Raw genomic sequence first — 24,801 nt, 5'->3', positions numbered from 1 at the left:
TCAGCCCTCCAGTACCGGGCCAGGGGCCGGGACGATCGACCGCGTGGCTTTCCAGATGTCTTGCAGCGCTTCGGAGACGGCGTCCCACTGCTTGCGCTGCTCGGCCAGTTCCTTGAGGCCCGAGGGGGTGATGGCGTAGTACTTGCGGCGCCGCCCGCCGTCGGGGGTGCGCCAGTGGGCCTCGACGTGGCCGAGCCGCTCGAGGCGGTGGAGCAGGGGGTAGAGCAGGCCTTCGGTCCATTCGAGGCGGCCGCCGGAGCGTTCGCTGATCTCCTTGAGGATCGCGTAGCCGTAGCTCTCCTCTTCGGCGAGGATGCCGAGGACCAGGGGTGTCGCCGAGGCGGCGACGAGGTCTTTGGCGATGTGCATGAGAGGGTGCCTCCTAACCCTAGTAGTTCTATGCCTTGAGGTTCTATGCATCGTAGCGCTAGGGTACGAGTTCCGCAAGACACCAGGTCAGGACACGACGAAGGGCCGGGCACACGCCCGGCCCCCTGTGTACCGGTCAGCCGTTCGGCACGATCACCGCGCGCCCGTCGATCGTCCCGGCGTGCAGCCGCTCGTACGCCTCCGGCGCCTCGTCGAGCGAGAACCGCTCCACGTGCACGTCCACCAAACCCTCGCGGGCCAGGTCGAACACCTCGACCAGCTCATCGCGCGAACCCCAGTACGGGGCCTTCACCGACACCTCGAACGGCAGCGCCCCGAACCCCACCGGCAGCGTCCCGCCGCCGATCCCCACGATCACCACGTCAGCCTCCACCGCCGCGCACGCGCCCGCCGTCGCCACGGTCGGCGCCACGCCCACGAAGTCGAACACCGCCTGCGCCCCGATCCCGCCGGTCAGCTCCTTCACCTTCCCGGCCGCCTCCGCATCCGAGAGCACCGTCTCGTGCGCCCCCACCCGGCGCGCGAGCGCCAGCTTCTCCTCCGAGACGTCGAGCGCGATGACCCGCGCGGTCGTGAGCGCCCGCAGCAGCTGCACCGCCACATGCCCGAGCCCGCCCGTGCCGATGACCACGGCCGTCGAACCGGGCATCAGCTTCGGCAGTGCACCCTTGATCGCGTGGTACGGCGTGAGCCCCGCGTCGGTGAGCGGCACGGTCTGCACCGGGTCCAGGTCGCCGAGCGGCACGAGATGCCGCGCGTCGTCCACGATCATGAACTCGGCGATCGCGCCGGGCGCGCCGAGACCGGGCGGGTTGATCCCCAGCTCGGCGGCGCGCTGGCAGTAGTTCTCCTTGCCCGCGGCGCACTTCACGCAGCGCCCGCAGCCCCACGGGCCGTAGACGGCCACGGACTCGCCGACCTCGAGACCGTGCACGCCGTCGCCGACCGCCGCCACGGTCCCCGCGCCCTCGTGGCCGAGCGTCAGCGGCAGCGCGTACGGGAACCCCTCGGCGGGCCAGGACATGACGGCGATGTCGGAGTGGCACACCCCGGCGGCCGTGACCTCCAGGAGCACCTCCCCGGGCCCGGGCTCGGGCGTGGGGACTTCGACGACCTCCGGGGCCGCGCCGATCTCGCGGTACTGCAGGGCTCTCATGGACTCCTCCGGATCTTGCGTGAACGGCCGACCCGCCGCGAAACCGCTGCTGGCAGGCCCGGTTGACCCGGTCACCGTAACCCGGGGCGGGCCGCGGGAGGCCCGAATCCGGACCGCCGGGGACCCGCGCGGGCGGGCCGTCGGCTAGGTTCGGCGCGTGGACATCGCAGACGACCCCCAGGCGCTGTTGGACCGCGCGAAGGCCCTCACCGCGCCGGGCCGCGTGCTCATCGGCATCGCCGGCTGCCCCGGCGCGGGCAAATCGACCGCCGCCGCATGGCTCGCGCACGCGCTCGAACAGGACGGCCGCCGGGCCGTGCAGGTCCCGATGGACGGGTTCCACCTGGCGAACGCCGAACTCGTGCGCCTCGGCCGCCGCGAACGCAAGGGCGCGATCGACACCTTCGACGGCCACGGCTACCGGGCCCTGCTCGAACGCGTTGCGGCCGAACGGGAAGCGACGATCTACGCCCCCGAGTTCGACCGCCGCGTCGGCGAACCCGTCGCCGGCTCGATCGCCGTCCCGCCCGAGGCCGGCATCGTGGTCACCGAAGGGAACTACCTCCTCGACGAGGACGGCCCCTGGCCCCGTGTGCGGGCCGCCCTCACCGAGGTCTGGTACTGCGAGACGCCCGAGCCGCTGCGGCTGGCGCGGCTCGTGGCCCGCCATGAGCGGTTCGGGAAGTCGCCCGAACGCGCCCGCTCCTGGGTCGCCGACGTCGACGAGCGCAACGCCGAACGCATCCGCGCCTCCAGGCATCGCGCCGATCTCGTGATCGACTTCGAGGCCTTGGGCATCGGCCGGCCTGACGCGTAGGCCGAGACGGGCCCGGTCGCGGACCCGCTACGCCCTCCCGGAGGCGTGGCTGCGTCTCGTCGTAGCGCTCGCACACGCGACCCCCGGTTCACCAGTACCGAGAACGCTTGCACTGCAATGATCCACGCGGTGCGCACCGGCTGGGGCGTACGCCTGACCGTGTTCAGCCGGGCCGACGACGAGACCGCCGAGAAGTATGAGCGCCTCCGGCGCCTCGCGGGCTGAGCGCTCAGGCCTCCGTGAACGGCGTTGCAGTGGGCGGCACGGCGGTGAACGGTGCGGTCAGGTGCGAGGTGGCGAGGTACCGGGTCGCCCCCGGCTCAGTCGCCAGCAGTCGTTCCCTTGAGCGCCTTGCCTCTTCGGGGTCGATCTCGAACATGTAGGCGAGTTCCGGATAGAGCGCCTGGATCGCGTGGACGAGCAGGTCGCCGGTGATGAGCACCGACTCGCGGCCGTCGGCGACGAGCACGCTCTGGTGCCCGGGGGTGTGCCCCGGCGTCGCGACGACCCGGCCCGCGTCGCGCAGCGGGGCGTCCCCGTCGAGCAGCCGGAGCTGGTCGGACGCCTGGAGCGGGTCGATCAGCGACGCGCGCAGCTGCGGGTTGAGGGTGTCGACGGCGTCGAACTCGGCCCGCTGGATCAGATAGGCGGCGTTGGGGAAGAAGGCGCCGAGGCCGGTGCTCGGCCCGTCCCCGCTCGTGGTCGCGGCCTCCTCGGCCACGACGGCCCAGCCGATGTGGTCGGTGTGGAGGTGCGTGAGCACCACGGTGTCTACTTCAGACGGACTGATGCCCGCCGCCGCCAGCGACTCCGGGAGCTTGCCGGGGAGGGGCGCCCAGGTCGCGGCGGCGTCGGCCGGGCCGATCCCGGCGTCCACCACGGTGACGCCTTCGGGGCCGCGGATCGCGAACGCCCGGAAGTTGAGGGACCAGCGGCCCTTCGCATCGACCGCGCCGGGGTCGAACCTGTCGACGGCCGCCCACTGCTCGGCGGTGGCCTCCGGGAAGGCGGCTTCGCGGGACGTGAAAGGGAAGGGCCCCACGCCATCGGCGAGGGCGATGATCTCGGTCGACCCGACGCGGAGGCGTGGTGTGTGGAGCGGCATGGCCGCGATCCTGCCACGTCCGGCCCCGGCCCGCCCGCCGAGTCCGGACCCGGCCGCGCCCGTTCGGTCGATCGTCGGGACGGATCCGTGATGAGGCGTGCTTCAGTAGCCTTGACTCGGCTCGCCCCGGAGCGCCGCGACTGGATCTCGCACCATCGGAGGACCCATGCAACCCCTGCCCCCCAACGACATCGAACGGATCGGCCCCTACCGGATCCTCGCGGAACTCGGACGAGGCGCGATGGGGCGGGTGTTGCTGGGCGCCGGACTCGACGGGCGACTGGTGGCCGTCAAGATGATCCGCGAATGGCTGGTCGAGGACGAGGAGTTCCGGGCCCGGTTTCGCGAGGAGGTCCAGAAGTCGCGCCAGGTCTCCGGTCACTACACGGCCGCCGTCGTCAAGGCCGGCCCGGACGATCCGATCCCGTGGCTCGCCACCGACTACCTGCGCGGCCCCACCCTGGGCGAAGCGGTCGAGGCGGCCGGGCCCCTCCCCGAAGCGGTGGTGCTCCGCTTGGCGGCCGGACTCGCCTCGGCCCTGGAGTCCATCCACGAGGCCGGCGTGATCCACCGCGACCTCAAGCCGAGCAACGTCATCCTGGAGGCGAGCGGCCCCCGGGTGATCGACTTCGGCATCGCCCGCACCGTCGAGGGCGCCGACCTCACCCGGACCGGCGCCGTGGTGGGCACCCCCGGCTTCATGTCGCCCGAACAGGCCCGGTCGCAGCCGCTCACCCCCGCGTCGGACGTCTTCTCGCTCGGCTCGGTGCTCGTCATGGCCTGCACCGGATCCAGCCCGTTCGCGGCCGCCTCCACCTTCGACGTGATGAACAACGTGGTCCGCGCCGAACCCGACCTCGGCCCCGTACCAGGGCGCCTGCGCGAGATCGCCGCGCGGTGCCTCGCCGCCGACCCGGCCGACCGGCCCGACCCGGCGAGCCTGCTCGCGCTCATCGGCACCGTCCCGCCGGCCACCCGACCCTGGCCCGACGCCGTCTCGGCTCTGGCCGAGGAGCAGCACCGCGAACTCGTGCGCCTCCTCGGCAACGCGGGCGAGGACGCCACCCTCGTCGACAACGGCCCCACCCTGATCACCGACCCGAACCGCCCCACCTGGGTCGGCCGGCCGCAGCACTACGAGCTGGAGCCGTCGCCTCCCGGGCCGCAGTCCTCCGAGCCGCAGCCCTCGCCTCCCGGGCCGCAGCGCTCCAAGCCGCAGCCCTCGCCCTACCGGCCGGTCCCGCCGCCCGTCCACGTCACCGCCTCCCCGCCGCCGGTCCCGCCCGCCGCCGCACCGTCGCAGGGCAACACCGTCATGGGCGTGTTCCTCGCGCTCCTCATCGTCGTGTTCCTCGCCGTCGTCCTCTGGCGCGTCTACGGCGATGGCGACGACTCCTACACCCCCTCCAGCGACCGTGTGGACTACGTCGAGGACTGCGAGAGCGACGGGTACTCCGAATCGGAGTGCGAGGAGTCATGGACGAACGACACCGGCTACACGTGGACGGGGGAGCTGTACTCCGACGACGTGACCGACGAGTCGACCTACTACGAGGAGACGGCCGCGGCCGAGACCGCGGGCTCCCGCGAGGTGTACATCGCGGACTGCGAGTACGACGGGCACTCGACCTCCGACTGCGAGGCGTCCTGGGCCGACGACCCCTCCTACACCTGGACCGGGGAGCTGTTCACGGACGACGAGGACGACACTTCGGAGGAGCGCGAGGCCTACCTCGCCGAATGCGAGTACGACGGCTACTCCACATCCGAATGCGAGACCTCCTGGTACAACGACCCCTCCTACACCTGGACGGGGGAGCTGTTCACCGAGAGCGAGGAGGAGCCGCTGACCCAGTACGAGCTGTACGTGGAGGAATGCGAGTACGACGGGTATTCGAGCTCCGACTGCGAGGCGTCCTGGGCCAACGACCCCTCCTACACCTGGACCGGGGTGCTCTACTGAGCCGCCGGCCTCCCCTGGGTGGGTGGGGCTAGGGATGGTCGCTAAGCGCAAGCACCCCAATAAGCAGGCCGTTTGGGTTGGAGTGCGCTCCAGGTCGTAGGCTGCGGGCTGATGTACCGATCAACACATGGGGGAAAAGCATGGCACGCGTGGCGGTGACCGGCGGCAGCGGCAAACTCGGACGAGCCTGCGTCCGCGACCTGGTGGAGCACGGGTACGAGGTCGTCAACCTCGACCGCGCCCCCTCGCCGGACGGCCTCGCGCCGTTCCTGCAGATCGACCTCACCGATTTCGGCCAGGTCGTCTCCGCGCTCACCGGCGTCGACGACCGGTACGACCGCCTCGACGCCGTCGTGCACCTCGCCGCGATCCCCGCCCCGGGGCTGCGCCCCAATTCGGCGGTCTTCCACAACAACATGCTCAGCACCTACAACGTCTTCGCCGCCGCCAAGACCGCCGGCATCGACAACGTCGTCTGGGCCTCGAGCGAGACCGTGCTCGGCCTCCCCTTCGAGACCCCGCCCCCGTACCTGCCGGTCGACGAGGAGTACGAGCCCCGGCCCGAGTCCACCTACTCGCTCGTCAAGACCCTCGAAGAGGCCATGGTCGGCCAGCTCTGCCGCTGGAACCCCGCCCTCAAGGCCACCGGCCTGCGCTTCTCGAACGTCATGTACGTCGAGGACTACGCCGCCTTCCCCGCCTTCGAAGCGGACCCGAAGCTCCGCGACTGGAACCTCTGGTCCTACATCGACGCCCGCGACGGCGCGCTCGCGATCCGCCTCGGGCTCGAACGCGAAGGCACCGGCAAGGAGGTCTTCGTGATCGCCTCGCCTGACACCGTGATGTCCACGCCCACACCGGAACTCGTCGCCGCCTACTACCCGGACCTCGAGCTCGAGCGGCCCGTCGCCGGCCACGAGACGCTCCTGTCGATCGACAAGGCCCGCCGGATCCTCGGCTTCGACCCGAAGCACACCTGGCGCGACCACGTCTGAGGCGAAGCGAAGGGCGGGACCGCGCGGTACCGCCCTTTGTCATGTCCTGCAAGGGCGCTCAGACCGCGATCCCGTTACCGCTGGGCCTCGCTCAGACCGCGATTCCGTTACCGCAGGGCCTGGCGCCGGTGGCTACGGTCCAAATCCTATAGGATCTATCCTATAGGATCCGGTCTCCCGAGTCGGGATCGTAGATCCTATTTCCTATAGGACCTACTGCAGGCGTTTGCGCCACTCCAGGTCCGTGATCCTGATCCGGGTGCGCTCCGAACCGTCCCAAGCGGTCTGGAACCCGTGCGCCTGCAGGGTCTTGACCACGTCGTGCCCCACCGCGAGGGTCTCCTCCACCAGGTCCGACCGCGATCCGTAGGCGAGGTACAGCACGCCGTCATGCGCGGACTCGGTGTCCTGCATATGGAAGAACACGTACCCGCGGTGCTCGGGGTCGGCCTCGTCCCAGATCTCGGTGGTGCCGCACCGCTGGCAGCACGCGAAGTGCTCCCGCGCGACGATCCCGCCCCGGTCGAGCTCCGCGAACGCCTCGGTCAGCCGGTCGCAGTCCGTGACGCCCCAGCCCGCCTGCTCCGCGACCCGCTCGCGCCACATCGGGGCGAGGATCTCGCGCGCCTGGGCCCGCGTGATCGGCGGGTCCGCCTCGGACATCTCCTCGAGGTCCTGCACCATTCGGTCGAACGACAGGTACCCCATCTCGAGATACTTGGCGGCCAGGACCGTGGTCTCCGCGGCCGCCTCGGGGGAGGGCGCGGGCACCGGCTCCTCGTCCCACCACTCCGCCGGCTCCCACGGATGCGCTCCCTCCCAACCGGGTTCGTTGCGCGCCCAGGCCACGAAGACCGCGGCCGCCGCCTCCACCGGAAGCGACGCCTCAAGCCACGGCTCGTCGCCGACCCGGTACGACACGTCGACGCGCCCGGAACCGGACCCGCCCCCGGCCTGGATCGTGTCGTACGGCAGGTCCGGGACCCGCTGCACGACGATCCACTCCAGGGACCCGTCATCGAGCCCGCGCACACGCTCGCCGAGCGCGTCCGCGCTGAGGTGCGCGAACGTCCGGTTCCGGTCGTCGTAGCCGCGGATCGCCAGCGGTTCGTCAGGGGTCTCGCTCATCCGGCCACCCTACGACGCCGCCTCCAGGGGTCAGACCTCGTACCAGATGTGGAAGTCGTCGTACTTGTGCACGCCAGGAGCGCCGCCGATCTCCCGCACGGCCGCCTGCAGCGCCCGAAGCTGTGCCACTCGCATCGGCAGCGCGGCCTCGTCCGGCTGGTACGTCGTGCCGCGCGGGTAGTCGAGGCCCGGAGCCACTGACATCTCGACGTGGCAGCCCAGCAGGTGCGACACCGGATGCTCATCGCACCACGCCACCATTCGGTCCACAGTGGCCTCAAATGCGTTCCAGTCCTGCACGTACAGCCGGCCCGGGTAGAACGTGTCGCCGGTGAGCAGCAGGCTCGTCCACCGGTCGTAGAACACCGTCGCCGACGCGTGGTGCCCCGGCCCCGGCACGACGTCGACGATCCGGCCGCCCAGGTCGAGCTCGCGCGGCGTCTGCGGCCAGTCCTCGAACCCGTAGAACGCCCGCACCGCATCGAGACCCGGACCGACCACAGTGGTGTCCGGCCGGTCCGCGAACTGCGCGTCAGCGGCCTTGTGGTCGCCGTGGCCGTGCGTGTGCACGACGATCAGCCGGTACTCCTCGCGCCGGTGGCGGCGCAGCCACGCCTCGATGTGCGCATCCACGACCTCGCGCAGCGGGAAGTACGCCGGCTCCGGCGTCGCGCCGGTGTCGATCAGCAGCGCCGCGTCATTGCCGAACAGCAGGAACATGAACGGCGCCTCATAGTGCACGGACTTGTTCTGCCGCATGATGACAGTGTGCTCGTCGGCGGCGTGCGACTGGATCTCCGGCGCCGGATCGTGCTTCGGCGACGGCCAGCCCGCGTGCCAGTCCACCTCCAGGTCGGGCGTGCACCCGCCCGGACGGAACCGCACAGGGCGGCCCGAACCCCCTGTCTCCTCGGCACCCGCCGGACGCTGTTTGAAAGCCATGGCACCCACGGTAAGGGTGCCCAATGCGCCGGCGGCCAACAGGCTGCGGCGGCGTGTCGCGGTCATGCGGACTCCTTGAGGTCGAAGGGACTGACACCACCAGTCTCACCACCCCCGCGAGCCCGCACCTCGTGTCAGCGGATGAACTGCGCCCCAAGCGCTCCCGACCAAAGGTGCAACCGGACGCGCGACTTCGGTCGTACACCTTTCGAACGATTCGCTACAGTGGCGCGACAGTCCCGCCCCTGCCTGAACCCCCTGGAAGGCGGTCGCCGAGATGCGCCGTGCCGCGATCACCCTGCTCGCCGGAGCCTTCGCCGTCGCCGGATGCTCAGATCCGAAAACCGAGGTCACCGCCGAGGACATCACCGCCATCGAGGCCAGCATCGTGAACGGCTCCGCGCTGGCCTGGGAACTCAGCCAGGCCGAGGCCCGCGTCGCGAGCATATGCATGCAGGACGAGGGTTTCACCGTCCACAATTCGAGCGCGCTGCACGGCAACACGTACCCCAACCGCTTCGAGGGCTTCGACGCCCCGTACTCGCGCATCCCCACGGTCGAGCAGGCGCAGGAGTTCGGTTTCGGCATCTGGGTTTGGGCCTCCGAATCCGAAGAGGCCCTTGCCATGCGCGAAGACCTGGACTTCCTCGCCTTCACCGCCGAGGAGCAGGGTTGGAGCGATCCCGCCGAGAACGCCGCGTACGCGGAGTGGGACGCGACGGACGAGGAGTACAAGGATGCCTGGACCGTGGCGTTCGTCGGCCCGGAGCGAGCCGCGTACGAGAAGGCCATGTCAGAGGCCTACGAAGGGGCCGACACCCCGGAGGAGGTCGAGGCGGTCGACACCGAGGCGCTGGGCCCGCAGCCGCCCTTCGGTGGCTGCGAACTGAAGACCATCGAGACCGTCTACGGCGAAGTGCTCCACCGGGAGATCGACGGCGAGGACTACTGGAGCCGGCCGGACCTGGAGAGCCCGCTCACCTGGATCGGCGACGGTGAGCTTTACGCCGAGCTCTCGAACGACTATGCCGACCAGGAGGAGGACTTCCTGATCTGCGTCGAGGATCGCGGTTACGGCGAATGGGACTTCGACGACCTGGGGTGGCTGCCCACCTGGCAGTACCTCGGCCAGGTCGAGGGCAGTGGCGTCGACGACCAAGGCGAGGAGCTGCCGCCGCTCCCCGATGACGCCGAGGACGCTGACCCGGTGGCGTTCGAGCTCGCGATGGCCCTCGACTTCGCCGAATGCGCTGAGGAGAGCGGTCTGCGCGAGGGCTCGGACGAGGCCTGGGCCCGCATGAGCGTCGAGAGGGTCATCGACCGCGAATCCGAGGTCTACGCCTGGGAGCAGGAGATCGAGGAGTACCTCGCCAACGCGCAGGACTACCTCGCCGGGAAGTAGCGGCCGTCCCCGAACCGGGCACCTGGGTCCGCCTGCTCGCCGCACCGAGCAGTGAGGGACTCGAGGGCCACCCGAATCCAACGCGCTGAGCGGACGCCGCTGACCGAACGGCTCACGCGGACGATCGCCGAACCGCAAGTGGAGCAGTTCGGCGATCGTCCGCGCTCTCGATCCGAGTCAGGCGGTCCTGACCGAGACGCCGAGTGCGTTGGGGAAGTAGGCGACCGGCGTGAAGACACTGTCTCCGGAGCAGTGGCCCACATGGCCTCCGTATGCCCGGTTGCCGTGGGACCAGCCGCCACCGGAGTCGCCGTCGGTGGTGACGTGCTTGTTCATCTGGACCAGACGGTCGGTGCTGACGCCGTCGATCGTGCATCTGATGCTGGGGCGCAACAACAGCGCCGAGCAGTCACGCTCATTGGTGCTCCGGCCGTAGACGCAGATCGATTCGCCGGTGGTGAGTCCGGAGGCCGGTTCGATGGAGGACGTGGTGCGACGCGTGCTCGCATTGGCGTAGAACCGGGCAGGAGTGGACTGGCCGGGCACGCTGTGCCATTCGACGTCGCCCCACTGGCCGCGATGCTGCGCCCGGTAGTCCATCGCGTGCCAGCCGGTGCCGTCTTCGTAGATGCGGGTCATGCCATCGCAGTGGCCGGCGGTGGTCACGCCTTGGGCACCCCTTGGAGTGATGACGGTCCAGCCGCTGGTGCACGATCCGTCGCCGTTGACCCTGGCGCCCCCGAAGGCGTATTCGAGCCCGGCGTCCAGCGAGTCGATGAAGTTCAGTTCGACGCCCTCGTCGAACTCCTCGGACAGGGCGGCTCGAACGCTCGTCCTGCTGGACGAGAGCTCCGTCGTGGTCTCGATCTCGGCTTCGACGGTGCCGCTGGTGATGTCGACGGCCGTCATGAGGGTGTCGTAGCCCATGCCGATGAGCTCGGCGTGCAGCTTGGCACTGCGCGCTTCCAGTTCGACGAACGAATACGGCTGGTCGTCGGCGATGCGGACGGCGACCTCGGCCGACGCGGCGAGTGCATTGATCGCCGGGGCGGCGGTGCCCTTGATGTAGAGCGTGGGGGTTCCACCGGGCTCTGTGGACAGTGCGGACCCGACGAAAGCGTCAGGGTACGCCGCCGCGACCTCGACTGCCAGGTCCCCGATCGCTTCGGCCGCCTTGTGCTGGGCGAGTGCTTCGGCGTAGGTCCAGCCTTGGGCCGCGGCGATGAGGGTGAGGTCTTGGGCGAGGGCTTCGTCGGCGGTCTGGAGGTAGGGACCTGCTTCGGGCGCTTCGGCATTCGCGGCCGCTGCGGGGGCGAGGAGGAGTGCGGATGATGCGAGCGCGATGAGCGCACGTGTCTTCGTCATGTTCCGTCCAGTCTCTCGGAGGGGAGTCGTCTCGGCGGCGACCTGTCCGATGGACAAGGGTCGAAAGCCGTGACTGGGACCGTGGCCGCCGAGTTGGAAACCCGGACGCGACCAGGCCTTGAAGCCATTCTTTCGGCGGAGGGAGGGGAAAGCGAGGCGGAACACCGGCGGATGACCGGCAGCTGTTGCATGCATGACGGCGGGCCGGGCCTTCGCGGTCGATGGAATCGGTGCCGGTTGCCCACCACTCCGAACGCTCCCGCATCACCCAGTGTCACGCGTGACTTGCGCGGGAACTCTCAGTGCACCTCTGGCAGCTGCGGCAGTTCCGATGCGCCGCTTATGGGTTCGACCGTGCCGAGGATCGTGATCGCGCCGTCGTCGAGCTGGTCGTCGTCAAGGAGGACCCTGCCGTGGCTGCCGTCGGCGGCGACGAGGGTCCAGCGGTAGTCCTCGGCGCTCTCCGGTCCGAAGACCACCCGGTGCTTCAGCCTCGTGGCGAGTTCAACGGCCACATCGAGGAGTTCGGGATCGCCCGCATGCGAAGCGAACGCGTCGAAGCCGACGAACTCCGCGTACGCGCCCGGCCCCGAACCGGCGGCGACCTGGGCGATGACCGGATCGGCCACGGGAGCGGCGAAGGCCTTGCCGTCCCAGACCTCGATCTGCTCGCGGGGAATCGCGAAGGCATCGGCGGCTTCGGCCGCAAGGAGGCCGAGGTCCACCGGCTCTATGAACACGATCGTGTAGTCGCGCATCAGGCCCGCTCCTGTCCCTGATTGAACACGTTTCGGGCAGTTTCCCATGTTTTATCCGTCATGTGGCGGCTGAACCGGGCGATTTGCGGGTCGCGTTCGGCCGCCGCCCGGTCGCCCTTGTAGACCTTCAGGCCCTTGAGTGCGGTGTACTCGAGCTTGTCCAGCTCCACGAAGCCGTTGCCGCGCACGGGATACACGGTCCCCGTGGGCTTGACGCCGTAGGTCCGATCGTTGACCTTGTAGAGGTTGTCGCGCACGTACGCGGCCCGGCCGGTCTTGATCGCGGCGATGTCGGCATCGGTGTCGACGCCGGGCAGCACGACCGTGTTCCGCTCTTTGGCCGGGCTCTTCATCTGGAGCTTCCCGAGGAAGTGCCGCTTGCTGATGCCGGTTGGGGTGACCGAGGCGACCGGTCCTTTGAGTGGCAGCGGCTCTTGACCGGCGCCGCTTCCCGACGCTGAAGCCGGACGCGATGCGCGACCCCGATTCGCATTTCCGGCGCCGCTTCGGAGGGCGCCCGCAAGTAAACCCTTGAGCGCATCGACTTGCTGCCGAAGGGAATCGAGGGCATCGGCCAACGCATTGGCATGGCCGGCGAGTTCTTCGGCCCGGTCTCCGGCGACTTGCGTCTGCCGCGCTGTGGTCTCCACTCCGATGGCGTCGAGTCGCGCCGCCAATGAGTCGAGGAGGTCTTTCGAGGACGTGATGCTTCCGGCGAGTTCGCGCGCGCTGTCGGCGTTCGTGGCGACTGAGCCAGAAGCTTCTTCGATACTCGACACCGGAGCTCCTTCCGGAAGGGGGTCTAGTCAGTATGGAGGCGCGACGATGTGATCACAACCACGCGTGTCGTTGCACGGCATGCCAACTTTCAAAGATGGGCCGGCCGATCCCCACCAGATCGACCGGCCCTGCCGGGAGAATTAAGTCTTGAGTTCGTATGAGCCTCGAGGACCCTGGAGCGACGCTCATCCGTCGCAGTACCGGCTGTCCCACGGGCGCGTGGTGACCTTGTAGAAGACCTTGAACGCCGTGTCCTCGAGCCAGACCTTCCACTCGGGGGAGTAGGTGCGCCAGACTTCGCCCCAGGTCGCGTGCAGGTAGCCGGTGTTGATGCCGGAGACGATCATGACGATGTCCACGCGTTCGCCCGGCACAAAGACCTGGAACGAGTCGGGCGCGTCGATACTCGAGGCGCGGACGCAGAACTCGTTGCGGCCATCGGTGAATCGTCCGCGCAGCAGCGGATCGGAAGGTTCAGCGATCTTCATTGCACTCACTCCACTTCGGATGTTGTCGGATATCCGACAGGTCCCACGCGTACTGCCGAGGCGGGACCTCTTCAACCTACGGAGCGCGCAAGCCACTGAACAGGCAATTCATATCGTGAGTCGAGAGTACTTAGCCTTCGACCCCTTGCAATCAGGGCCTGTTTTCTATAGGTGTATTTGGATGGCGTGCTTAAGGAGTGCTGTCTGTGACAGGTGTCCACCTTGTCGCAACGCAATGTCATCATTGGAGGCCAGCACGAATTCCGCTGAGGCAGGAGGCAACCCACCGTGCCATCATCGAAGCTCGCAAAGTGGCTCCCGGGCAGGGAAATCCGAATCCGCCGACTTGAAAGGAAGCTCAGCCAGTCAGCTGTTGGAAGGTTCGTTAAGCGAAGCGACCAGACCGTCGCCAAGTGGGAACGTGGCGAGAAGTGCCCTGATCTCGGTCAGATGTGGCCACTCGCCGAATACCTCGGCATGGACGATGAGCTCCGCGCGTACATGATCCAGATCGCTCGGAATGAGCACGAGGAGAACTTCCAGGCCGACCGCAGGTTCAACGCCCTGTGCCTCAGCATGGCTGAGCGGTCGAACGGCCTCATCCTGAAGTGGGAGACCTACTTCATCCCGGGCATCGCCCAAACTCGTGCCTACCATTTCGACTTCGTGAAGGTCGGCTCAAACGGCACCGATGAGCAGGCCAACCGAGGCTGGGCCTTCAATAAGGAGCGGCAGCAGGCGCTCTTGAGGCGCACCGATAACCCGCAGGTCAAGCTGCTCATCTCGGCAACCGCGACCGAAAGCCTCCGGCACCTCAGCGAAGAAGCCCGTGAAGAGCAGATCGATAGGCTGGTAGAACTCGAGGCGCTCCCGAACTGGGAGATCCGGATCCTCGACACGATGTACCCGGAGGGTGCGCACGCCTTTTCGGTCTACAAGCCGGATGGGGCCGAGTTCGGCAGCCCGCCCTTCGTCTATGCAGAGGTGTGGGATGCCAGTTGGTGCATCGAGGAGAAGGACAGGATCGCGCGTTACGATGAACTCTGGCAGCTTCTGTGGGGCAAATCGATACCGTTGAGGGAGTTCCTGAATGAATGACGTGACCGCCTGGCGCAAGAGCAGCCGAAGCGGGCCAGGCAACGACTCGAACTGCGTGGAACTTCGGCGGACTTGGCGCAAGAGCACTCGCAGTGGCGTTGACAACAACTCTGATTGCGTCGAACTGGCTGCCTGCCCCGAAGGCGACGGCTTCCACGTTCGCGACTCCAAGCTCGGCGACGCCTCCCCGGTCTTCGACCTCTCGGCCAGCGACCTGATGAGCCTCCTGAGCCACAACCGCTAAGGGCAAGGGCTACAAGCAAAGAGCCCGGCCGCGATGTGTCGCGGCCGGGCTCAGGCTTGCTTACGAGGCGGCAGACCGGCGGGACCGGCACTGCGGCAGCGCGATCGAGTGATTCGTTGCGTCTCAGGCGGCCAGGAGGTCGCCGCAGAAGGATGCGATGGCGCGGTTGACGATCTCGGGCCGCTCCCATGGCATGAAGTGCCCGGCGCCCTTGACCCAGAACGGGCCGACCGCGGCGGGGAAGGCGATGGCGCACTTCTCCTCGATGTGCTCGCCGAGGGTCACTTGGTCGGCGCCGACGAGGACCAGCGTCCGGTGCGGGACAGGGCGGTCGGTCATCTCCGGCGCGGAGAGTTTCCTGGCGCCCATGACGACCTCGTAGTCGGCGAAGGACGCGCGCAGCCGGGCCGCGTCGCCATAGGGCTCGGTCAGATAGGCCAGGTCGTCCTCGCCGAACGCGTCGGGTGGGCACCACATGCGGTGGCCGAAGAACTCGCCGATGTACCGGCGACGGCGCTCGGGCGTGTCCAGCTCGGCGACCAAGGCATCGGCGTGGAGTCCTTGGCGGCGTTGGTAGTCGTACACAGCGGGCTTGGGCCGTCCGGCCGGGATGCCGGCGGCGGTGAACGCCTCGTCGAGTTCGGGCATGGAGTCGTCGAGGATGACCAGGCGTTCGACCCGGTCGGGGTGGCGGGTCGCCATGTCGATGGCGATCATCGCGCCGAGGTCGTGTCCGGCCACGACGGCCTTGTCCCACCCGAGGGCGTCGAGCAGCCCGGTCAGGTCGGTGTTGAACGCGTTGAAGTCGTAGAAGCCGTCGGGCGCGAAATCGGAGTCGCCGTAGCCGCGCAGGTCCGCGGCGACGACGTCGAATCCCGCTTCGGCCAAGGGAATGAGATTGTGCGACCAGATCCGGCCGGTGCACGGGAACCCGTGGACGAGCAGCAGCGGCACTCCGCCGTCCCCGCGTCGACGCACCGCCAGGCGGTGCCCTCGACCGACTTCGACCATCACGGGCGCGACCACTTCAGCAGGAAGAACCATGCCCCATGGGTACACCACACCCGCACCAGGCGAACATCGCAGCCGCGGAACCAGTGAAGACCGCCCGAGGATCCGGTGAGCGCGCCGTACCGTGGTCAGGGTTCTGGCACGTCAGGACGTGAGTCGGCCCAGCTCCTCGCTGATCGCCCCGCGCAGTGCACTGTGCTGCGGGCCGAGCGCGTACCGCTCATCGCTCCAGTGCTCCCTCGGGTACAACCACACCGGCCTGCCGACGAGCTCGGCCGGCTCCCAGTCGTATCGCGGCCACACGTGCGCGTGAAGGTAGGGATCGGTGTTCCCCAGGATCTCCAGGTTGACCCGTCGGAAGGCGGGGTCGAGCCGCCGGCAGGCGCGCTCCACCGCCTCGCCCAATTTGTCCATACCAGACAGGAACTCCATGCGCCTAGCTGCTGAGAGGTCCGAAAGTCGTTGCACCGCAGGATCATCCACGAGAAGCACCGAGTATCCCGGCAGGAACTGGACGTCCCCGATCACCGCGAATCCGGCTCCCAGCCTCCGGAGCACCATGGGGTTCTCGCCTCGCAGTGCGCTGCCGATGCGGTCCTGCCGCCAGTCCTCGCTCATATCGGCGACTCTACGCAGCGGCGATCGGCCGTCCCGGCCTCATGCATCGGGCCCGCTGCCTCACTCGGGGGTGTAGACCGGCCACTTGCCGGGGTTGCGCTGGTAGGTGACCAGTGCGTTCGCGTGGCCGTGGCCCATGCCGTGCTCGGTCTTGAGCCAGTCGACGAGGGCCTTGTGGCCGTCAAGGTCGCTCGCGGCGATGTCGGCGAGCCAGTCGGCGATCGGGCGGCCGTACTTCTGCTCGATCGAGGGGAAGTACGAGTGCGGGCCATTGGGCTTCGGCGCGGTCATGCGAATCCTCCAGGTGTGGTCGGTACACCCATGCAGACGAGGGTCCCGGCGCGGATTCATCGCACCGGGACCGTTCGTGTCGGCCGTCACGCGGGCGGGCCGGACGTCCGCGGGCATGGAAACAGCCCGGCCCCGCGTGGTGCGGGGCCGGGCTCGGGTGTTTTGAGTTGGCTTGCGGCGCTTAGCGCTTGTTGAACTTCTTCTTCGAGATGGTGTAGCCCAGCAGTGCGAAGGCGAGCGACCAGGCGATGGTCAGGCCCAGGTCCAGGCCGTCGACCGCGTTGCCGAACAGGAGCGCCCGGACGACCTCGATGAACGGGGTGAAGGGCTGGTACTCGGCGAAGTACTGGACCACGGTGGGCATCGAGTCGGTGGGGACGAAGGCCGAGCCGAAGAAGGGCAGGAGCATCAGCGGCATCGGGGTGTTCGACGCTTCTTCGACGGTCTTGGCGGCCATGCCGAGTCCGACGGTGAGCCAGGTCAGGCCGAAGGAGATCAGCAGCAGGACACCGGCGAGGCCGACCCAGCCGAGCGCGTCCGTCTCGGGGCGGAAGCCGATCGCGATGGCGACGCCGAGCGTGACGGCGATGCAGAGGAACGACTGGATGACCGAGGCGATCACGTGTCCGGTGAGGACGGAGACCCGGGCGATCGACATGGTGCGGAAGCGGTCGATGATGCCTTCGGTCATGTCCATGGCGACGGCGATCGCGGTGCCCTGCACGGCGGCGACGATCGCCATCAGGAGCATGCCTGGCGTCAGGTAGGTCAGGTACGCCTCGCGGCCGCCGGTCGGGCCGCCGAGGCCGTCGCCGATCGTCCCGCCGAAGACGTAGACGAACAGGAGGAGGAAGACCACCGGCATGCCGACGAGCATGAGGGTCAGCGACGGGTATCGCAGCATGTGCTTGAACTGGCGGCGCAGCATCGTGGAGGTGTCGGAAACGGTGTAGGCGAGGGTGCTCATCGGAATGCTCCTTGTGGGCGTTGGTGAAAGGTTCAGGGGGGGCGGGTTACGCGGAGACCGCGGCTTCGATGTTCGTGGTGTGGCCGGTGAGGGTCAGGAAGACGTCGTCGAGGTCCGGCGTGTGCACGGTGAGCTCGTCGACCTCGATGCCCTCGCGGTCGATGGTGTCGAGGATCTTGCGCAGCGATTCGACCGAGCCGTCAGCGGCGACCTGGACGCCGAGCGGGTCCGTGTCGGAGACGGTGGCGGCGAGGATCTGGACGGCCTTCTGGACCTGGTCGGCGCGGTGCAGGCGGAGCTTGACGTGGCCGCCGGGGACGAGCCGCTTGAGCTCCTCGGGGGTGCCTTCCGCGACGATCTTGCCGCCGTTGAGGACCGCGATCTTGTCGGCCAGCTCGTCGGCCTCCTCGAGGTACTGCGTGGTCAGGAAGATCGTGGTGCCGCCCTTGACGAGTTCGCGGATGATCGACCAGACGACGCGGCGGCCGGCCGGGTCGAGGCCGGTGGTCGGCTCGTCCAGGAAGATCACCTTCGGGTCGCCCATGAGGCACATCGCGATGTCGAGGCGGCGCTTCATGCCGCCGGAGTAGGTGGCCGGGGCGCGCTTCGCGGCGTCCAGGAGGTCGAACCGCTCCAGCAGGTCCTCGGTGCGGCGCTTGGTCTCCGCCTTGCCCAGGTGGTGCAGGCGGCCCATGAGGTGGAGGTTCTCGCGGCCGGTGAGCAGGCCGTCGACGGCCGCGAACTGGCCGGTGACGCCGATGCTCTTGCGCACCGCGTCGGCGTCGCCCACGACGTTGTTGCCGTTGATGAACGCCTCGCCGCCGCTGGCGGGGATCAAGGTGGTGAGGATGTTGACCGTCGTGGTCTTGCCGGCGCCGTTGGGACCGAGCAGGGAGAAGATGGTGCCTTCGGGGACCGAGATGTCGACGCCGCCGAGGACGGACTTCTCGCCGTAGGACTTGGTGAGGTTGCGGGCTTCGATGGCGTTCGGCTTGGTGGTCATGATTCCTGCTTTCGGGGGTCTTCTTGTTCTGCGTCGTTCAGAGGATCGGCCGGTTCGGTGTTCCTCGCCGGGCATGTGAGTACTTTGGCCGGGGCCGCTGACACGGCGCTGACATCGACCTGACATGGCGTCAGGTCCGGTGAAAGCCGCTGCGGCGGCGGGTAGAGCGTGAGCACCATTCCAAGGTCGAACACGGTTTCACCTCGATGTTCAGGCACCATGACAGTGCAATGTGGACTGTCGGCGGGCAGGGCTCCGCCCCGGGTCGGCCATGGGTCGAAAGGCGCGGCCGGCCACCGGGACGGGACCGGGACGACGGGTGTCAGTGCGCTTGGGCGCGAGCCGCTCTAGATGTCGAGGTCCTGCACGGGCGGAGCCTCGGCCGTGGCGGCGACCATCTGGTACAGCTCGGCAGGGATCTTCGCCTTGAGGTCGTCGAGGGTCTCGACCACTTCGAGCGTGGCGTCCCCGTAGTTCATGGCGTAGCTCTGCTCGCCGAAGCCGAGGAGCTTGCGCCAGCCCGTCTCGTTGGTCTCGTGCACGAAGTCGGGCGTCTTCTCGGTGTGGATTACGAACTTGCCCGAGCGCGAGCGGTAGACCCGGTAGATCTCGGCCTTGTTGTTGTCCGAGCGGACCCACTCGCCGAGCTTGACCCCGGTGAACCGTTGGCGCTGGCGCTTGCGGCCGGAGCCCGGGCCGACCGGGACGGTGATCTCCTCGTAGCCCTCGAGGCGGCCCTCCTCGGCGTCGACGTAGCGCTTGAGCGCCGTCGAGATCGCCTTGGAGAGGTTGCCTCCCGCGAGTTCCTGCGCTCGGGTGTAGAGCGGCAGGTCCTTGTCGGCGACGTAGATCGTCTTGTTGGGCATGACGGCATCTTAACCTCCTTCTAGGGGCTGTCCTTCGTATACGTAGAGACTATACGTATACGTAGAACATGCGCAAGTCCGGTCCCTGGTTTTCTCGGCACCACGGCGACCGCTTGCGGAGCCGTAAATGTGCACAGTCGCAGAAGGGCGGCCCCGCGATGACCCGCGGAACCGCCCTCCAAAGCGTCTAGCTGGGCTTATGCGCCCTTCTGCGCCAGCAGCTGCGTCAGCTGCGCCTTCACGGTCTCCGTCACATCGCCCGGCTCGGCCGTCGGCAGCGAGAACCGGATCGTCGAGTTCAGGTCCGGCGCCAGCAGCTCCGCCGAGTTGTCCGCAGCGAACACCACATCCGTGCTCGCCTCGCCGGAAACGAACACGACCTCCAGCTCGCGCACCCGCCCGTGGAACTCGCCCTCGGTCGCCCAGAACTCGACCTCCTGGTAGAACGGCACCGTCGAACCCTGGATCGTGCCCAACTCCAGGTCGGTCTCCTGGAACGCGAAGCCCAAGGCCTCCAGCGCCTCCCAGACCGCCCGGTGCACCGGCAGCGCCTCCACCGTCAGCCAGTCCAGGTCGCCCTTGTCCAGGGCCTGGTCCAGCGACAGGTGCGTCGAGACGCCCAGCTTCATGCCGCCCACGAGCGGGCGCTCCGCCACGTTGTTGAACGGCGTCTCCCAAGGCACCTGCACCTCGAACGCGATCGGGTGGGCAGTGCCCTTCGCGAGGTCGAACTTGCCCGAGATCTCGGCCCGGAAGTAGTCGTGCACGACGCCGGCCGCGTCCTCGCCCTTGCTGTCGTCCTCGACCAGGGCCGTGAACTCGATCTCGACGCTCTCCACCGCGGCGTCGACCTCCGCACCGGAGATCCGCACCTCGCCCTTGAGGACACCGCCGGGGACGACGTGCTTCTCATGCAGGAGCGTGTCGACTTGGATGCCACTACCGAGAATGGCCTTGAGCTTGCTGAACACCATTGGGGCGGTTCCTTTCGGGGAGGATCGCAGGTACTACGAAGGCACAGGGGGTGGAACGCGGACAGGGGCGCGTCGATCGTATCCCGAAAGTGCCGCCGCTATTCGCCCCCATGCAGCTGGACCACGGGAATCGCCGGATCGCCGGGGGAGAGTTTCAGCCCCTCCCAAGGGATCGAGATGAGCCGCTGGCGCAGCAGTTCGCGCGATTCCTCAAGCGACGCCTGCTGCACGAGTTCGCCCCCGCGGAACAAAGGCGTCTGCAGCAACTTGTCGCCCGGCATCGACTCCGGCACCCCTTGCGAGACGATCACTTCCTCCGTAGCGGTGCCCGTCGGCTTGTGCCGGCGCACCGCCACTTTGCGACCTCCGTTGGTGCCCTTGTGCTCCGAGCGCTTCGCGACCGGACGACCCTCCACTTCGACCAGTTTGTAGACCAGTTGCGCCGTGGGCGCGCCCGAGCCGACCACGACCGCCGTGCCCGCCCCGTAGATGTCCACAGGGGCCGCCGCGAGCGCCGCGATCGAGAACTCGTCCAGGTCGCCGGAGACCACGATCTTCGTGTCGTGCGCGCCGAGCTCGTCGAGGAGCTCCCGCGCGCCCGTGGCCATCACGTCGAGGTCGCCCGAGTCGATGCGGATCGCGCGCAGGCGCGGCCCGGCCACCGCGATCGCGTTGCGGATGCCCTGCGTGATGTCGTACGTGTCCACCAGCAGCGTCGTGTCAGTGCCGAACGCGTCGATCTGCGCCTGGAACGCCTCCACCTCGGACTTGTGCAGGAGCGTGAACGCGTGGGCGCTGGTGCCCGACGTCGGCACGTCGTACCGCCGCCCGGCCTCCAGGTTCGACGTGGCCACGAACCCGGAGAGGTACGCCGCGCGCGAGGCCGCGATCGCCGCCGCCTCGTGCGTGCGCCGCGAGCCCATCTCCAGGATCGGCCGGCCGCGCGCGGCCGTGACCATGCGGGCGGCGGCGCTGGCGATCGCGCTGTCGTGGTTGAGGATCGAGAGAGTCAGGGTCTCCAGGAGCACGCACTCGGCGAACGTCCCGGTGAGGGTGACGATGGGGGAGCCGGGGAAGTAGAGCTCGCCCTCGGCGTAGATGTCGATGTCGCCCTTGAAGCGGTAGTCGGCGAGCCATTCGGCCGTGGACTGCTTGACGACGCCGCGGGAGGTGAGGTCCTCGAGGTCGCTGTCCTCGAAGCGGAAGCGCTCGATGGCCTCGGAGAGGCGGCCGATCCCGGCGACCACGCCGTAGCGGCGGCCGGTGGGCAGGCGGCGGCCGAAGACCTCGAAGACGCACGGCAGCTCGGCGGTGCCGTCGCGGAGGGCCGCTTCGAGCATCGTGTACTCGTAGTGGTCGGTGTACAGGGGCGTGCGCGGCAGCGTGACGGACATAGTGGTGAGCGTAATGCACCTGTGGAACGTGCGGGCCCCGTGAGCGAGCGGTGTTCACACCAGCCCGTTTATTCCCTCCCCTCGCAGGTCGCGAGGCTTGTCTCACGCTCTGAGCGAGGGCTTCTGGCCCCGTCGCGCCGCGTGTACGCTTGCTTGCGTGTTGCGGATCGCGCATGAACTGGTCGAGGCGATGGTCGCGCACGCCCGGGCTGACCACCCCGACGAGGCGTGCGGTCTCATCGCGGGCCCCGAGGGCACGGGAGCGCCGAAGAGGCACATCCCGATGATCAACGCTGCCCGCTCCGCCACCTTCTACGAGTTCGACTCAGAAGAGTGGAAGCAGGTCTACGACCAGATGTGGGACAACGACGAGGAAGTCGTCGTGGCCTACCACTCCCACACCCACACCGAGGCCTACCCTTCGCGCTCCGACGCGGGGATCGCCTCGCAGCTGGGACTGCCGGGCGCGCACTACGTGCTGGTGACGACGAAGGACCCGGACATCGCCGAGGTCCGCTCGTTCCGCATCGCCGACGAGGTGATCACCGAGGAGCCCATCGAGGTCACCGGTGCGCCGGAGGCGGTGCAGAGCTACAAGTTCGCCCACACCCCCGACTCGACGGTCTACGACTGTTCCTGAGTTCCCGCCGGGCTCGACCGGCGTTCGCCATGCAGTACCCGCTGCGCGTCAGACACACCGACGGCCCCTGCCGGGCTGTTCAGAGAATCGAAGGAAAATCCATCATGTCCGTTGAAGTCCGCGTCCCCACCATCCTCCGCACCCACACCGGCGGCAAGAAGCTCGTCTCCGGCGAGGGCGACACCCTCGCGAAGCTGTTCGACAGCCTCGACTCCGAGCACGCCGGCCTCAAGGGCCGCATCGTGACCGACGAGGGCACCCTGCACCGCTTCGTGAACGTCTACATCAACGACGAGGACGTGCGGTTCATCGGCGGCCTCGACGCGGCGCTCGCCGACGGCGACCAGGTGACCATCCTCCCCGCCGTCGCGGGCGGCATGTAGTTCGGGAAGGGACCGGCCGTGGCACGCTTCACGGACATCACCGCGACGCTCGGCGACACGCCGCTCGTCGGACTCCCGCGGCTCTCGCCCTCGCCGGACATCCGGCTGTGGGTGAAGCTCGAGGGCGCGAACCCGACAGGCTCGGTCAAGGACCGGGTGGCCGCCAAGATGATCGAGGCGGCCGAAGACGACGGCCTCTTGAAACCGGGCGCGACGATCCTCGAACCGACCTCGGGCAACACCGGCATCGCCGTGGCGATGCTGGCGCGGCGCAAGGGCTACAAGCTGATCGCCGTCATGCCCGAGAACACCTCGCTGGAGCGGCGGCAGCTGCTGACCGCGTTCGGCGCGGAGATCGTGTTCTCGCCGGCCGCGGGCGGCTCGAACGCGGCCGTCGCGAAGGCCCGGCAGATGGCGGCCGAACGCCCTGACCTGGTGATGCTCAACCAGTACGCGAACCCGGCGAACGCGGCCGCGCACTACGAGGGCACCGGGCCCGAGCTGCTGCGCGACCTGCCCGAGATCACGCACTTCGTGGCCGGGCTGGGCACGACGGCGACGCTCATGGGCGTCGGCCGGTACCTGCGCGAGCAGGCGCCGGGCACGCAGATCGTGGCGGCCGAGCCGCGGTACGGCGAGCTCGTGTACGGCCTGCGGAACCTCGACGAGGGGTTCGTGCCGGAGCTGTACGACGAGAAGGTGCTCGACCGGCGGCTGTCGGTCGGCACCGAGGACGCGCTGCGCCGGACCCGCGAGATCCTGAGCGAAGAGGGCCTGTTCGTGGGGCTCTCGACGGGCGCGGTCCTGCACGCGGGGCTCGCGCTGGCGCGCGAGGCCGCGAAGGCGGGGCGGACCGCGGACATCGCGATGCTCGTGGCCGACGGCGGCTGGAAGTACCTGTCGACCGGCGCGTACTCGGACGGGCTGGACGACGCGGCGAACGCGCTCGACGGCCAGGTCTGGGCCTAGCGGACGAAGTACCAGGGTCCGGGCCCGCGCGGAAGCGCGGGCCCGGCCCTTTGTTCGCGCCGGTCCGGCCCCCGGGGTCGGGTGTGTCGAGTGCGAACGCCCCCAAGCACAAGGGTCTCGTGCGGGTACGACATTTCGGCTTTGGCCGCTCCCCGGATTCCGGGATCACCAGGCCCGCCGAGCGTGGGGTCGACCGGTCCGGCACCGTTTCCCTGCGGCCAGGACATTGCGGCCCCGGCCGATCCCCGGATTCCGGGAGCATCGGGCCCGCCGGGCGCGGGGTCGACCGGTCCGGCACCGTTTCCCTGCGGCCAGGACATTGCGGCTCCGGCCGCTCCTCGGATCCGGGGAGCACCGGGGCGCGGGACCTACCGGTCCGGCACGGTTTCCGTTTTGCGAGGTCTGCGCCGCACTGCCGCGGTGCGATCCTGAGGCGTCCTCAGTGGCTTTGCTAGCCTGGCCGTATGAGTCCCGCCGGCAAGCTCAAGCTGCGTTCCGTCTCGCTCCGCAAGCCGAGCGGTCCGCCGCGGCAGGGCACGGCCCCGGAGGGTACGGCCCCGGAAAGCGCGGCCGCCGCTCCGGACAACGCCTGGGGGAGCACCCCGGTGCCGCGCGTGCAGGCGTCCGCGCTCGGCAGCATCCAAGGCGGCATCACGGCCGCGAAGGACCCCGCGCCGCTGCGCCCCGAGAAGCCCGCAGTGCGTCTGCGCCGCCTCGCCGGCGTCGCCTCGTGGGCGCTCGTGCTGGTCCTCGCGGGGGTCGCGACCGCGGTCGTGGGCCTCTTCCGCGTCTTCGGCGAGAGCCCCGCCTGGTTCACGCCCGCATTCATCACCTGCGGCGTGATCGGGATGCTCCTGACGATGATGGCCTTCGCGACGCTGCGCTTCAAGGGCGTGCCGTGGATGTTCATGGCCGCCGCCACGATCACCCTCTTCGCCGCGTTCGTGATGCTGCGCGCCTAGCGCCTCCCCGAATCGACCGAGAACCCCTAGCACCCGGCGGCCCGTTACGCGTTCGAACACGGGTCTTGTGGTGATCGCCACCCTGTCATTTT

27 protein-coding genes are annotated in these 24,801 nt (G+C 68.8%); 10 read left to right on the top strand and 17 right to left on the bottom strand.

The window, feature by feature from the left end:
• A complete protein-coding gene (locus O2L52_RS09790) occupies positions 1-369 on the bottom strand; it encodes a PadR family transcriptional regulator (protein WP_270115195.1) in 369 nt (122 codons plus the stop codon).
• 136 nt (positions 370-505) lie between these two features.
• Positions 506-1,546: an NAD(P)-dependent alcohol dehydrogenase gene (locus tag O2L52_RS09785; RefSeq protein WP_270115194.1), complete on the bottom strand. Its 1,041-nt coding sequence runs from the start codon at positions 1,544-1,546 to the stop codon at positions 506-508.
• 157 nt (positions 1,547-1,703) lie between these two features.
• On the opposite strand from O2L52_RS09785, the gene O2L52_RS09780 reads away from it, so the two are divergent.
• Positions 1,704-2,363 carry a nucleoside/nucleotide kinase family protein gene (locus tag O2L52_RS09780; protein ID WP_270115193.1) on the top strand — a complete coding sequence of 220 codons (660 nt, stop codon included), beginning with the start codon at positions 1,704-1,706 and terminating at the stop codon, positions 2,361-2,363.
• Between the two features lie 229 nt (positions 2,364-2,592).
• On the opposite strand, the gene O2L52_RS09775 is transcribed toward O2L52_RS09780, so the two are convergent.
• The gene (locus O2L52_RS09775; protein ID WP_270115192.1) at positions 2,593-3,468 is read right to left on the bottom strand and encodes an MBL fold metallo-hydrolase; all 876 of its coding nucleotides are present in this window, start codon (positions 3,466-3,468) and stop codon (positions 2,593-2,595) included.
• 166 nt (positions 3,469-3,634) lie between these two features.
• On the opposite strand from O2L52_RS09775, the gene O2L52_RS09770 reads away from it, so the two are divergent.
• Together O2L52_RS09770 and O2L52_RS09765 are read left to right on the top strand one after the other, a co-directional pair.
• A complete protein-coding gene (locus O2L52_RS09770) occupies positions 3,635-5,431 on the top strand; it encodes a serine/threonine-protein kinase (RefSeq protein ID WP_270115191.1) in 1,797 nt (598 codons plus the stop codon).
• Positions 5,432-5,571: 140 nt separating this feature from the next.
• Entirely contained in the window at positions 5,572-6,426 is an 855-nt protein-coding gene (locus O2L52_RS09765; RefSeq protein WP_270115190.1) for an NAD-dependent epimerase/dehydratase family protein, read from the top strand.
• 213 nt (positions 6,427-6,639) lie between these two features.
• Here the strand turns inward: O2L52_RS09765 and O2L52_RS09760 are convergent, their stop codons facing one another.
• Together O2L52_RS09760 and O2L52_RS09755 are read right to left on the bottom strand one after the other, a co-directional pair.
• The gene (locus O2L52_RS09760) at positions 6,640-7,554 is read right to left on the bottom strand and encodes a DUF6891 domain-containing protein (RefSeq protein WP_270115189.1); all 915 of its coding nucleotides are present in this window, start codon (positions 7,552-7,554) and stop codon (positions 6,640-6,642) included.
• Positions 7,555-7,584: 30 nt separating this feature from the next.
• Positions 7,585-8,562 (bottom strand): MBL fold metallo-hydrolase, encoded by a 978-nt coding sequence (locus O2L52_RS09755; protein WP_270115188.1) that lies wholly within the window; start codon positions 8,560-8,562, stop codon positions 7,585-7,587.
• 211 nt (positions 8,563-8,773) lie between these two features.
• Between O2L52_RS09755 and O2L52_RS09750 the strand changes: the two genes are divergently transcribed.
• Positions 8,774-9,898: a hypothetical protein gene (locus tag O2L52_RS09750; RefSeq protein ID WP_270115186.1), complete on the top strand. Its 1,125-nt coding sequence runs from the start codon at positions 8,774-8,776 to the stop codon at positions 9,896-9,898.
• 177 nt (positions 9,899-10,075) lie between these two features.
• On the opposite strand, the gene O2L52_RS09745 is transcribed toward O2L52_RS09750, so the two are convergent.
• The 4 genes from O2L52_RS09745 to O2L52_RS09730 all read right to left on the bottom strand — a co-directional run bounded on the left by O2L52_RS09745 (position 10,076) and on the right by O2L52_RS09730 (position 13,289).
• Positions 10,076-11,263 carry a chymotrypsin family serine protease gene (locus tag O2L52_RS09745; RefSeq protein ID WP_270115185.1) on the bottom strand — a complete coding sequence of 396 codons (1,188 nt, stop codon included), beginning with the start codon at positions 11,261-11,263 and terminating at the stop codon, positions 10,076-10,078.
• Positions 11,264-11,562: 299 nt separating this feature from the next.
• Positions 11,563-12,021: a hypothetical protein gene (locus tag O2L52_RS09740; RefSeq protein WP_270115184.1), complete on the bottom strand. Its 459-nt coding sequence runs from the start codon at positions 12,019-12,021 to the stop codon at positions 11,563-11,565.
• Positions 12,021-12,800 carry a hypothetical protein gene (locus O2L52_RS09735; RefSeq protein WP_270115183.1) on the bottom strand — a complete coding sequence of 260 codons (780 nt, stop codon included), beginning with the start codon at positions 12,798-12,800 and terminating at the stop codon, positions 12,021-12,023. Before O2L52_RS09735 ends, O2L52_RS09740 begins: the two co-directional genes overlap by 1 nt.
• Before the next feature lie 186 nt (positions 12,801-12,986).
• A complete protein-coding gene (locus O2L52_RS09730) occupies positions 12,987-13,289 on the bottom strand; it encodes a hypothetical protein (protein ID WP_270115182.1) in 303 nt (100 codons plus the stop codon).
• Positions 13,290-13,577: 288 nt separating this feature from the next.
• Here O2L52_RS09730 and O2L52_RS09725 point away from each other — a divergent pair, with 288 nt between their 5' ends.
• Positions 13,578-14,387, top strand: a complete 810-nt coding sequence (locus O2L52_RS09725) for a Scr1 family TA system antitoxin-like transcriptional regulator (protein WP_270115181.1) — start codon at positions 13,578-13,580, stop codon at positions 14,385-14,387.
• Positions 14,380-14,631 (top strand): DUF397 domain-containing protein, encoded by a 252-nt coding sequence (locus tag O2L52_RS09720; RefSeq protein WP_270115179.1) that lies wholly within the window; start codon positions 14,380-14,382, stop codon positions 14,629-14,631. The genes O2L52_RS09725 and O2L52_RS09720 overlap by 8 nt, the downstream gene beginning before the upstream one ends.
• Positions 14,632-14,754: 123 nt before the next feature.
• Here O2L52_RS09720 and O2L52_RS09715 read toward each other — a convergent pair whose 3' ends face one another.
• The 8 genes from O2L52_RS09715 to O2L52_RS09680 all read right to left on the bottom strand — a co-directional run bounded on the left by O2L52_RS09715 (position 14,755) and on the right by O2L52_RS09680 (position 21,755).
• A complete protein-coding gene (locus O2L52_RS09715; RefSeq protein WP_270115178.1) occupies positions 14,755-15,675 on the bottom strand; it encodes an alpha/beta fold hydrolase in 921 nt (306 codons plus the stop codon).
• Positions 15,676-15,786: 111 nt separating this feature from the next.
• A complete protein-coding gene (locus O2L52_RS09710; RefSeq protein WP_270115177.1) occupies positions 15,787-16,260 on the bottom strand; it encodes an HIT family protein in 474 nt (157 codons plus the stop codon).
• Positions 16,261-16,320: 60 nt separating this feature from the next.
• Entirely contained in the window at positions 16,321-16,551 is a 231-nt protein-coding gene (locus tag O2L52_RS09705; protein ID WP_270115176.1) for a DUF4287 domain-containing protein, read from the bottom strand.
• Between the two features lie 181 nt (positions 16,552-16,732).
• A complete protein-coding gene (locus O2L52_RS09700; protein ID WP_270115175.1) occupies positions 16,733-17,518 on the bottom strand; it encodes an ABC transporter permease in 786 nt (261 codons plus the stop codon).
• 46 nt (positions 17,519-17,564) lie between these two features.
• A complete protein-coding gene (locus O2L52_RS09695; protein WP_270115174.1) occupies positions 17,565-18,521 on the bottom strand; it encodes an ATP-binding cassette domain-containing protein in 957 nt (318 codons plus the stop codon).
• A 347-nt stretch (positions 18,522-18,868) separates the two neighbouring features.
• Complete coding sequence (locus O2L52_RS09690) at positions 18,869-19,387, bottom strand: EXLDI protein (RefSeq protein WP_270115173.1); 519 nt, start codon at positions 19,385-19,387, stop codon at positions 18,869-18,871.
• 197 nt (positions 19,388-19,584) lie between these two features.
• A complete protein-coding gene (locus O2L52_RS09685) occupies positions 19,585-20,361 on the bottom strand; it encodes a sporulation protein (protein WP_270115172.1) in 777 nt (258 codons plus the stop codon).
• A gap of 98 nt (positions 20,362-20,459) precedes the next feature.
• Positions 20,460-21,755, bottom strand: coding sequence for a nicotinate phosphoribosyltransferase (locus tag O2L52_RS09680; RefSeq protein WP_270115171.1), 1,296 nt, complete (start codon positions 21,753-21,755; stop codon positions 20,460-20,462).
• A 157-nt stretch (positions 21,756-21,912) separates the two neighbouring features.
• Here O2L52_RS09680 and O2L52_RS09675 point away from each other — a divergent pair, with 157 nt between their 5' ends.
• The 4 genes from O2L52_RS09675 to O2L52_RS09660 all read left to right on the top strand — a co-directional run bounded on the left by O2L52_RS09675 (position 21,913) and on the right by O2L52_RS09660 (position 24,709).
• Positions 21,913-22,395: a M67 family metallopeptidase gene (locus O2L52_RS09675; protein WP_270115170.1), complete on the top strand. Its 483-nt coding sequence runs from the start codon at positions 21,913-21,915 to the stop codon at positions 22,393-22,395.
• Between the two features lie 104 nt (positions 22,396-22,499).
• Complete coding sequence (locus O2L52_RS09670; RefSeq protein ID WP_270115169.1) at positions 22,500-22,778, top strand: MoaD/ThiS family protein; 279 nt, start codon at positions 22,500-22,502, stop codon at positions 22,776-22,778.
• 18 nt (positions 22,779-22,796) lie between these two features.
• Complete coding sequence (locus O2L52_RS09665) at positions 22,797-23,747, top strand: PLP-dependent cysteine synthase family protein (protein ID WP_270115168.1); 951 nt, start codon at positions 22,797-22,799, stop codon at positions 23,745-23,747.
• A gap of 464 nt (positions 23,748-24,211) precedes the next feature.
• Positions 24,212-24,709 carry a hypothetical protein gene (locus tag O2L52_RS09660; protein WP_270115167.1) on the top strand — a complete coding sequence of 166 codons (498 nt, stop codon included), beginning with the start codon at positions 24,212-24,214 and terminating at the stop codon, positions 24,707-24,709.
• Positions 24,710-24,801 lie beyond the last annotated feature (92 nt).

It is taken from the genome of Glycomyces algeriensis (genome assembly GCF_027622855.1).
GTDB lineage: Bacteria > Actinomycetota > Actinomycetes > Mycobacteriales > Micromonosporaceae > Glycomyces > Glycomyces algeriensis.
This window is presented reverse-complemented; position numbering and strand designations above follow the sequence as displayed.

Coding starts and splice junctions, on each gene's coding strand:
- O2L52_RS09790 (WP_270115195.1), bottom strand. CDS start 369: ATGCACATCGCCAAAGACCTCGTCGCCGCCTCGGCGACACCCCTGGTC.
- O2L52_RS09785 (WP_270115194.1), bottom strand. CDS start 1,546: ATGAGAGCCCTGCAGTACCGCGAGATCGGCGCGGCCCCGGAGGTCGTC.
- O2L52_RS09775 (WP_270115192.1), bottom strand. CDS start 3,468: ATGCCGCTCCACACACCACGCCTCCGCGTCGGGTCGACCGAGATCATC.
- O2L52_RS09770 (WP_270115191.1), top strand. CDS start 3,635: ATGCAACCCCTGCCCCCCAACGACATCGAACGGATCGGCCCCTACCGG.
- O2L52_RS09765 (WP_270115190.1), top strand. CDS start 5,572: ATGGCACGCGTGGCGGTGACCGGCGGCAGCGGCAAACTCGGACGAGCC.
- O2L52_RS09760 (WP_270115189.1), bottom strand. CDS start 7,554: ATGAGCGAGACCCCTGACGAACCGCTGGCGATCCGCGGCTACGACGAC.
- O2L52_RS09755 (WP_270115188.1), bottom strand. CDS start 8,562: ATGACCGCGACACGCCGCCGCAGCCTGTTGGCCGCCGGCGCATTGGGC.
- O2L52_RS09750 (WP_270115186.1), top strand. CDS start 8,774: ATGCGCCGTGCCGCGATCACCCTGCTCGCCGGAGCCTTCGCCGTCGCC.
- O2L52_RS09745 (WP_270115185.1), bottom strand. CDS start 11,263: ATGACGAAGACACGTGCGCTCATCGCGCTCGCATCATCCGCACTCCTC.
- O2L52_RS09740 (WP_270115184.1), bottom strand. CDS start 12,021: ATGCGCGACTACACGATCGTGTTCATAGAGCCGGTGGACCTCGGCCTC.
- O2L52_RS09730 (WP_270115182.1), bottom strand. CDS start 13,289: ATGAAGATCGCTGAACCTTCCGATCCGCTGCTGCGCGGACGATTCACC.
- O2L52_RS09720 (WP_270115179.1), top strand. CDS start 14,380: ATGAATGACGTGACCGCCTGGCGCAAGAGCAGCCGAAGCGGGCCAGGC.
- O2L52_RS09715 (WP_270115178.1), bottom strand. CDS start 15,675: ATGGTTCTTCCTGCTGAAGTGGTCGCGCCCGTGATGGTCGAAGTCGGT.
- O2L52_RS09710 (WP_270115177.1), bottom strand. CDS start 16,260: ATGAGCGAGGACTGGCGGCAGGACCGCATCGGCAGCGCACTGCGAGGC.
- O2L52_RS09705 (WP_270115176.1), bottom strand. CDS start 16,551: ATGACCGCGCCGAAGCCCAATGGCCCGCACTCGTACTTCCCCTCGATC.
- O2L52_RS09700 (WP_270115175.1), bottom strand. CDS start 17,518: ATGAGCACCCTCGCCTACACCGTTTCCGACACCTCCACGATGCTGCGC.
- O2L52_RS09695 (WP_270115174.1), bottom strand. CDS start 18,521: ATGACCACCAAGCCGAACGCCATCGAAGCCCGCAACCTCACCAAGTCC.
- O2L52_RS09690 (WP_270115173.1), bottom strand. CDS start 19,387: ATGCCCAACAAGACGATCTACGTCGCCGACAAGGACCTGCCGCTCTAC.
- O2L52_RS09685 (WP_270115172.1), bottom strand. CDS start 20,361: ATGGTGTTCAGCAAGCTCAAGGCCATTCTCGGTAGTGGCATCCAAGTC.
- O2L52_RS09680 (WP_270115171.1), bottom strand. CDS start 21,755: ATGTCCGTCACGCTGCCGCGCACGCCCCTGTACACCGACCACTACGAG.
- O2L52_RS09670 (WP_270115169.1), top strand. CDS start 22,500: ATGTCCGTTGAAGTCCGCGTCCCCACCATCCTCCGCACCCACACCGGC.
- O2L52_RS09660 (WP_270115167.1), top strand. CDS start 24,212: ATGAGTCCCGCCGGCAAGCTCAAGCTGCGTTCCGTCTCGCTCCGCAAG.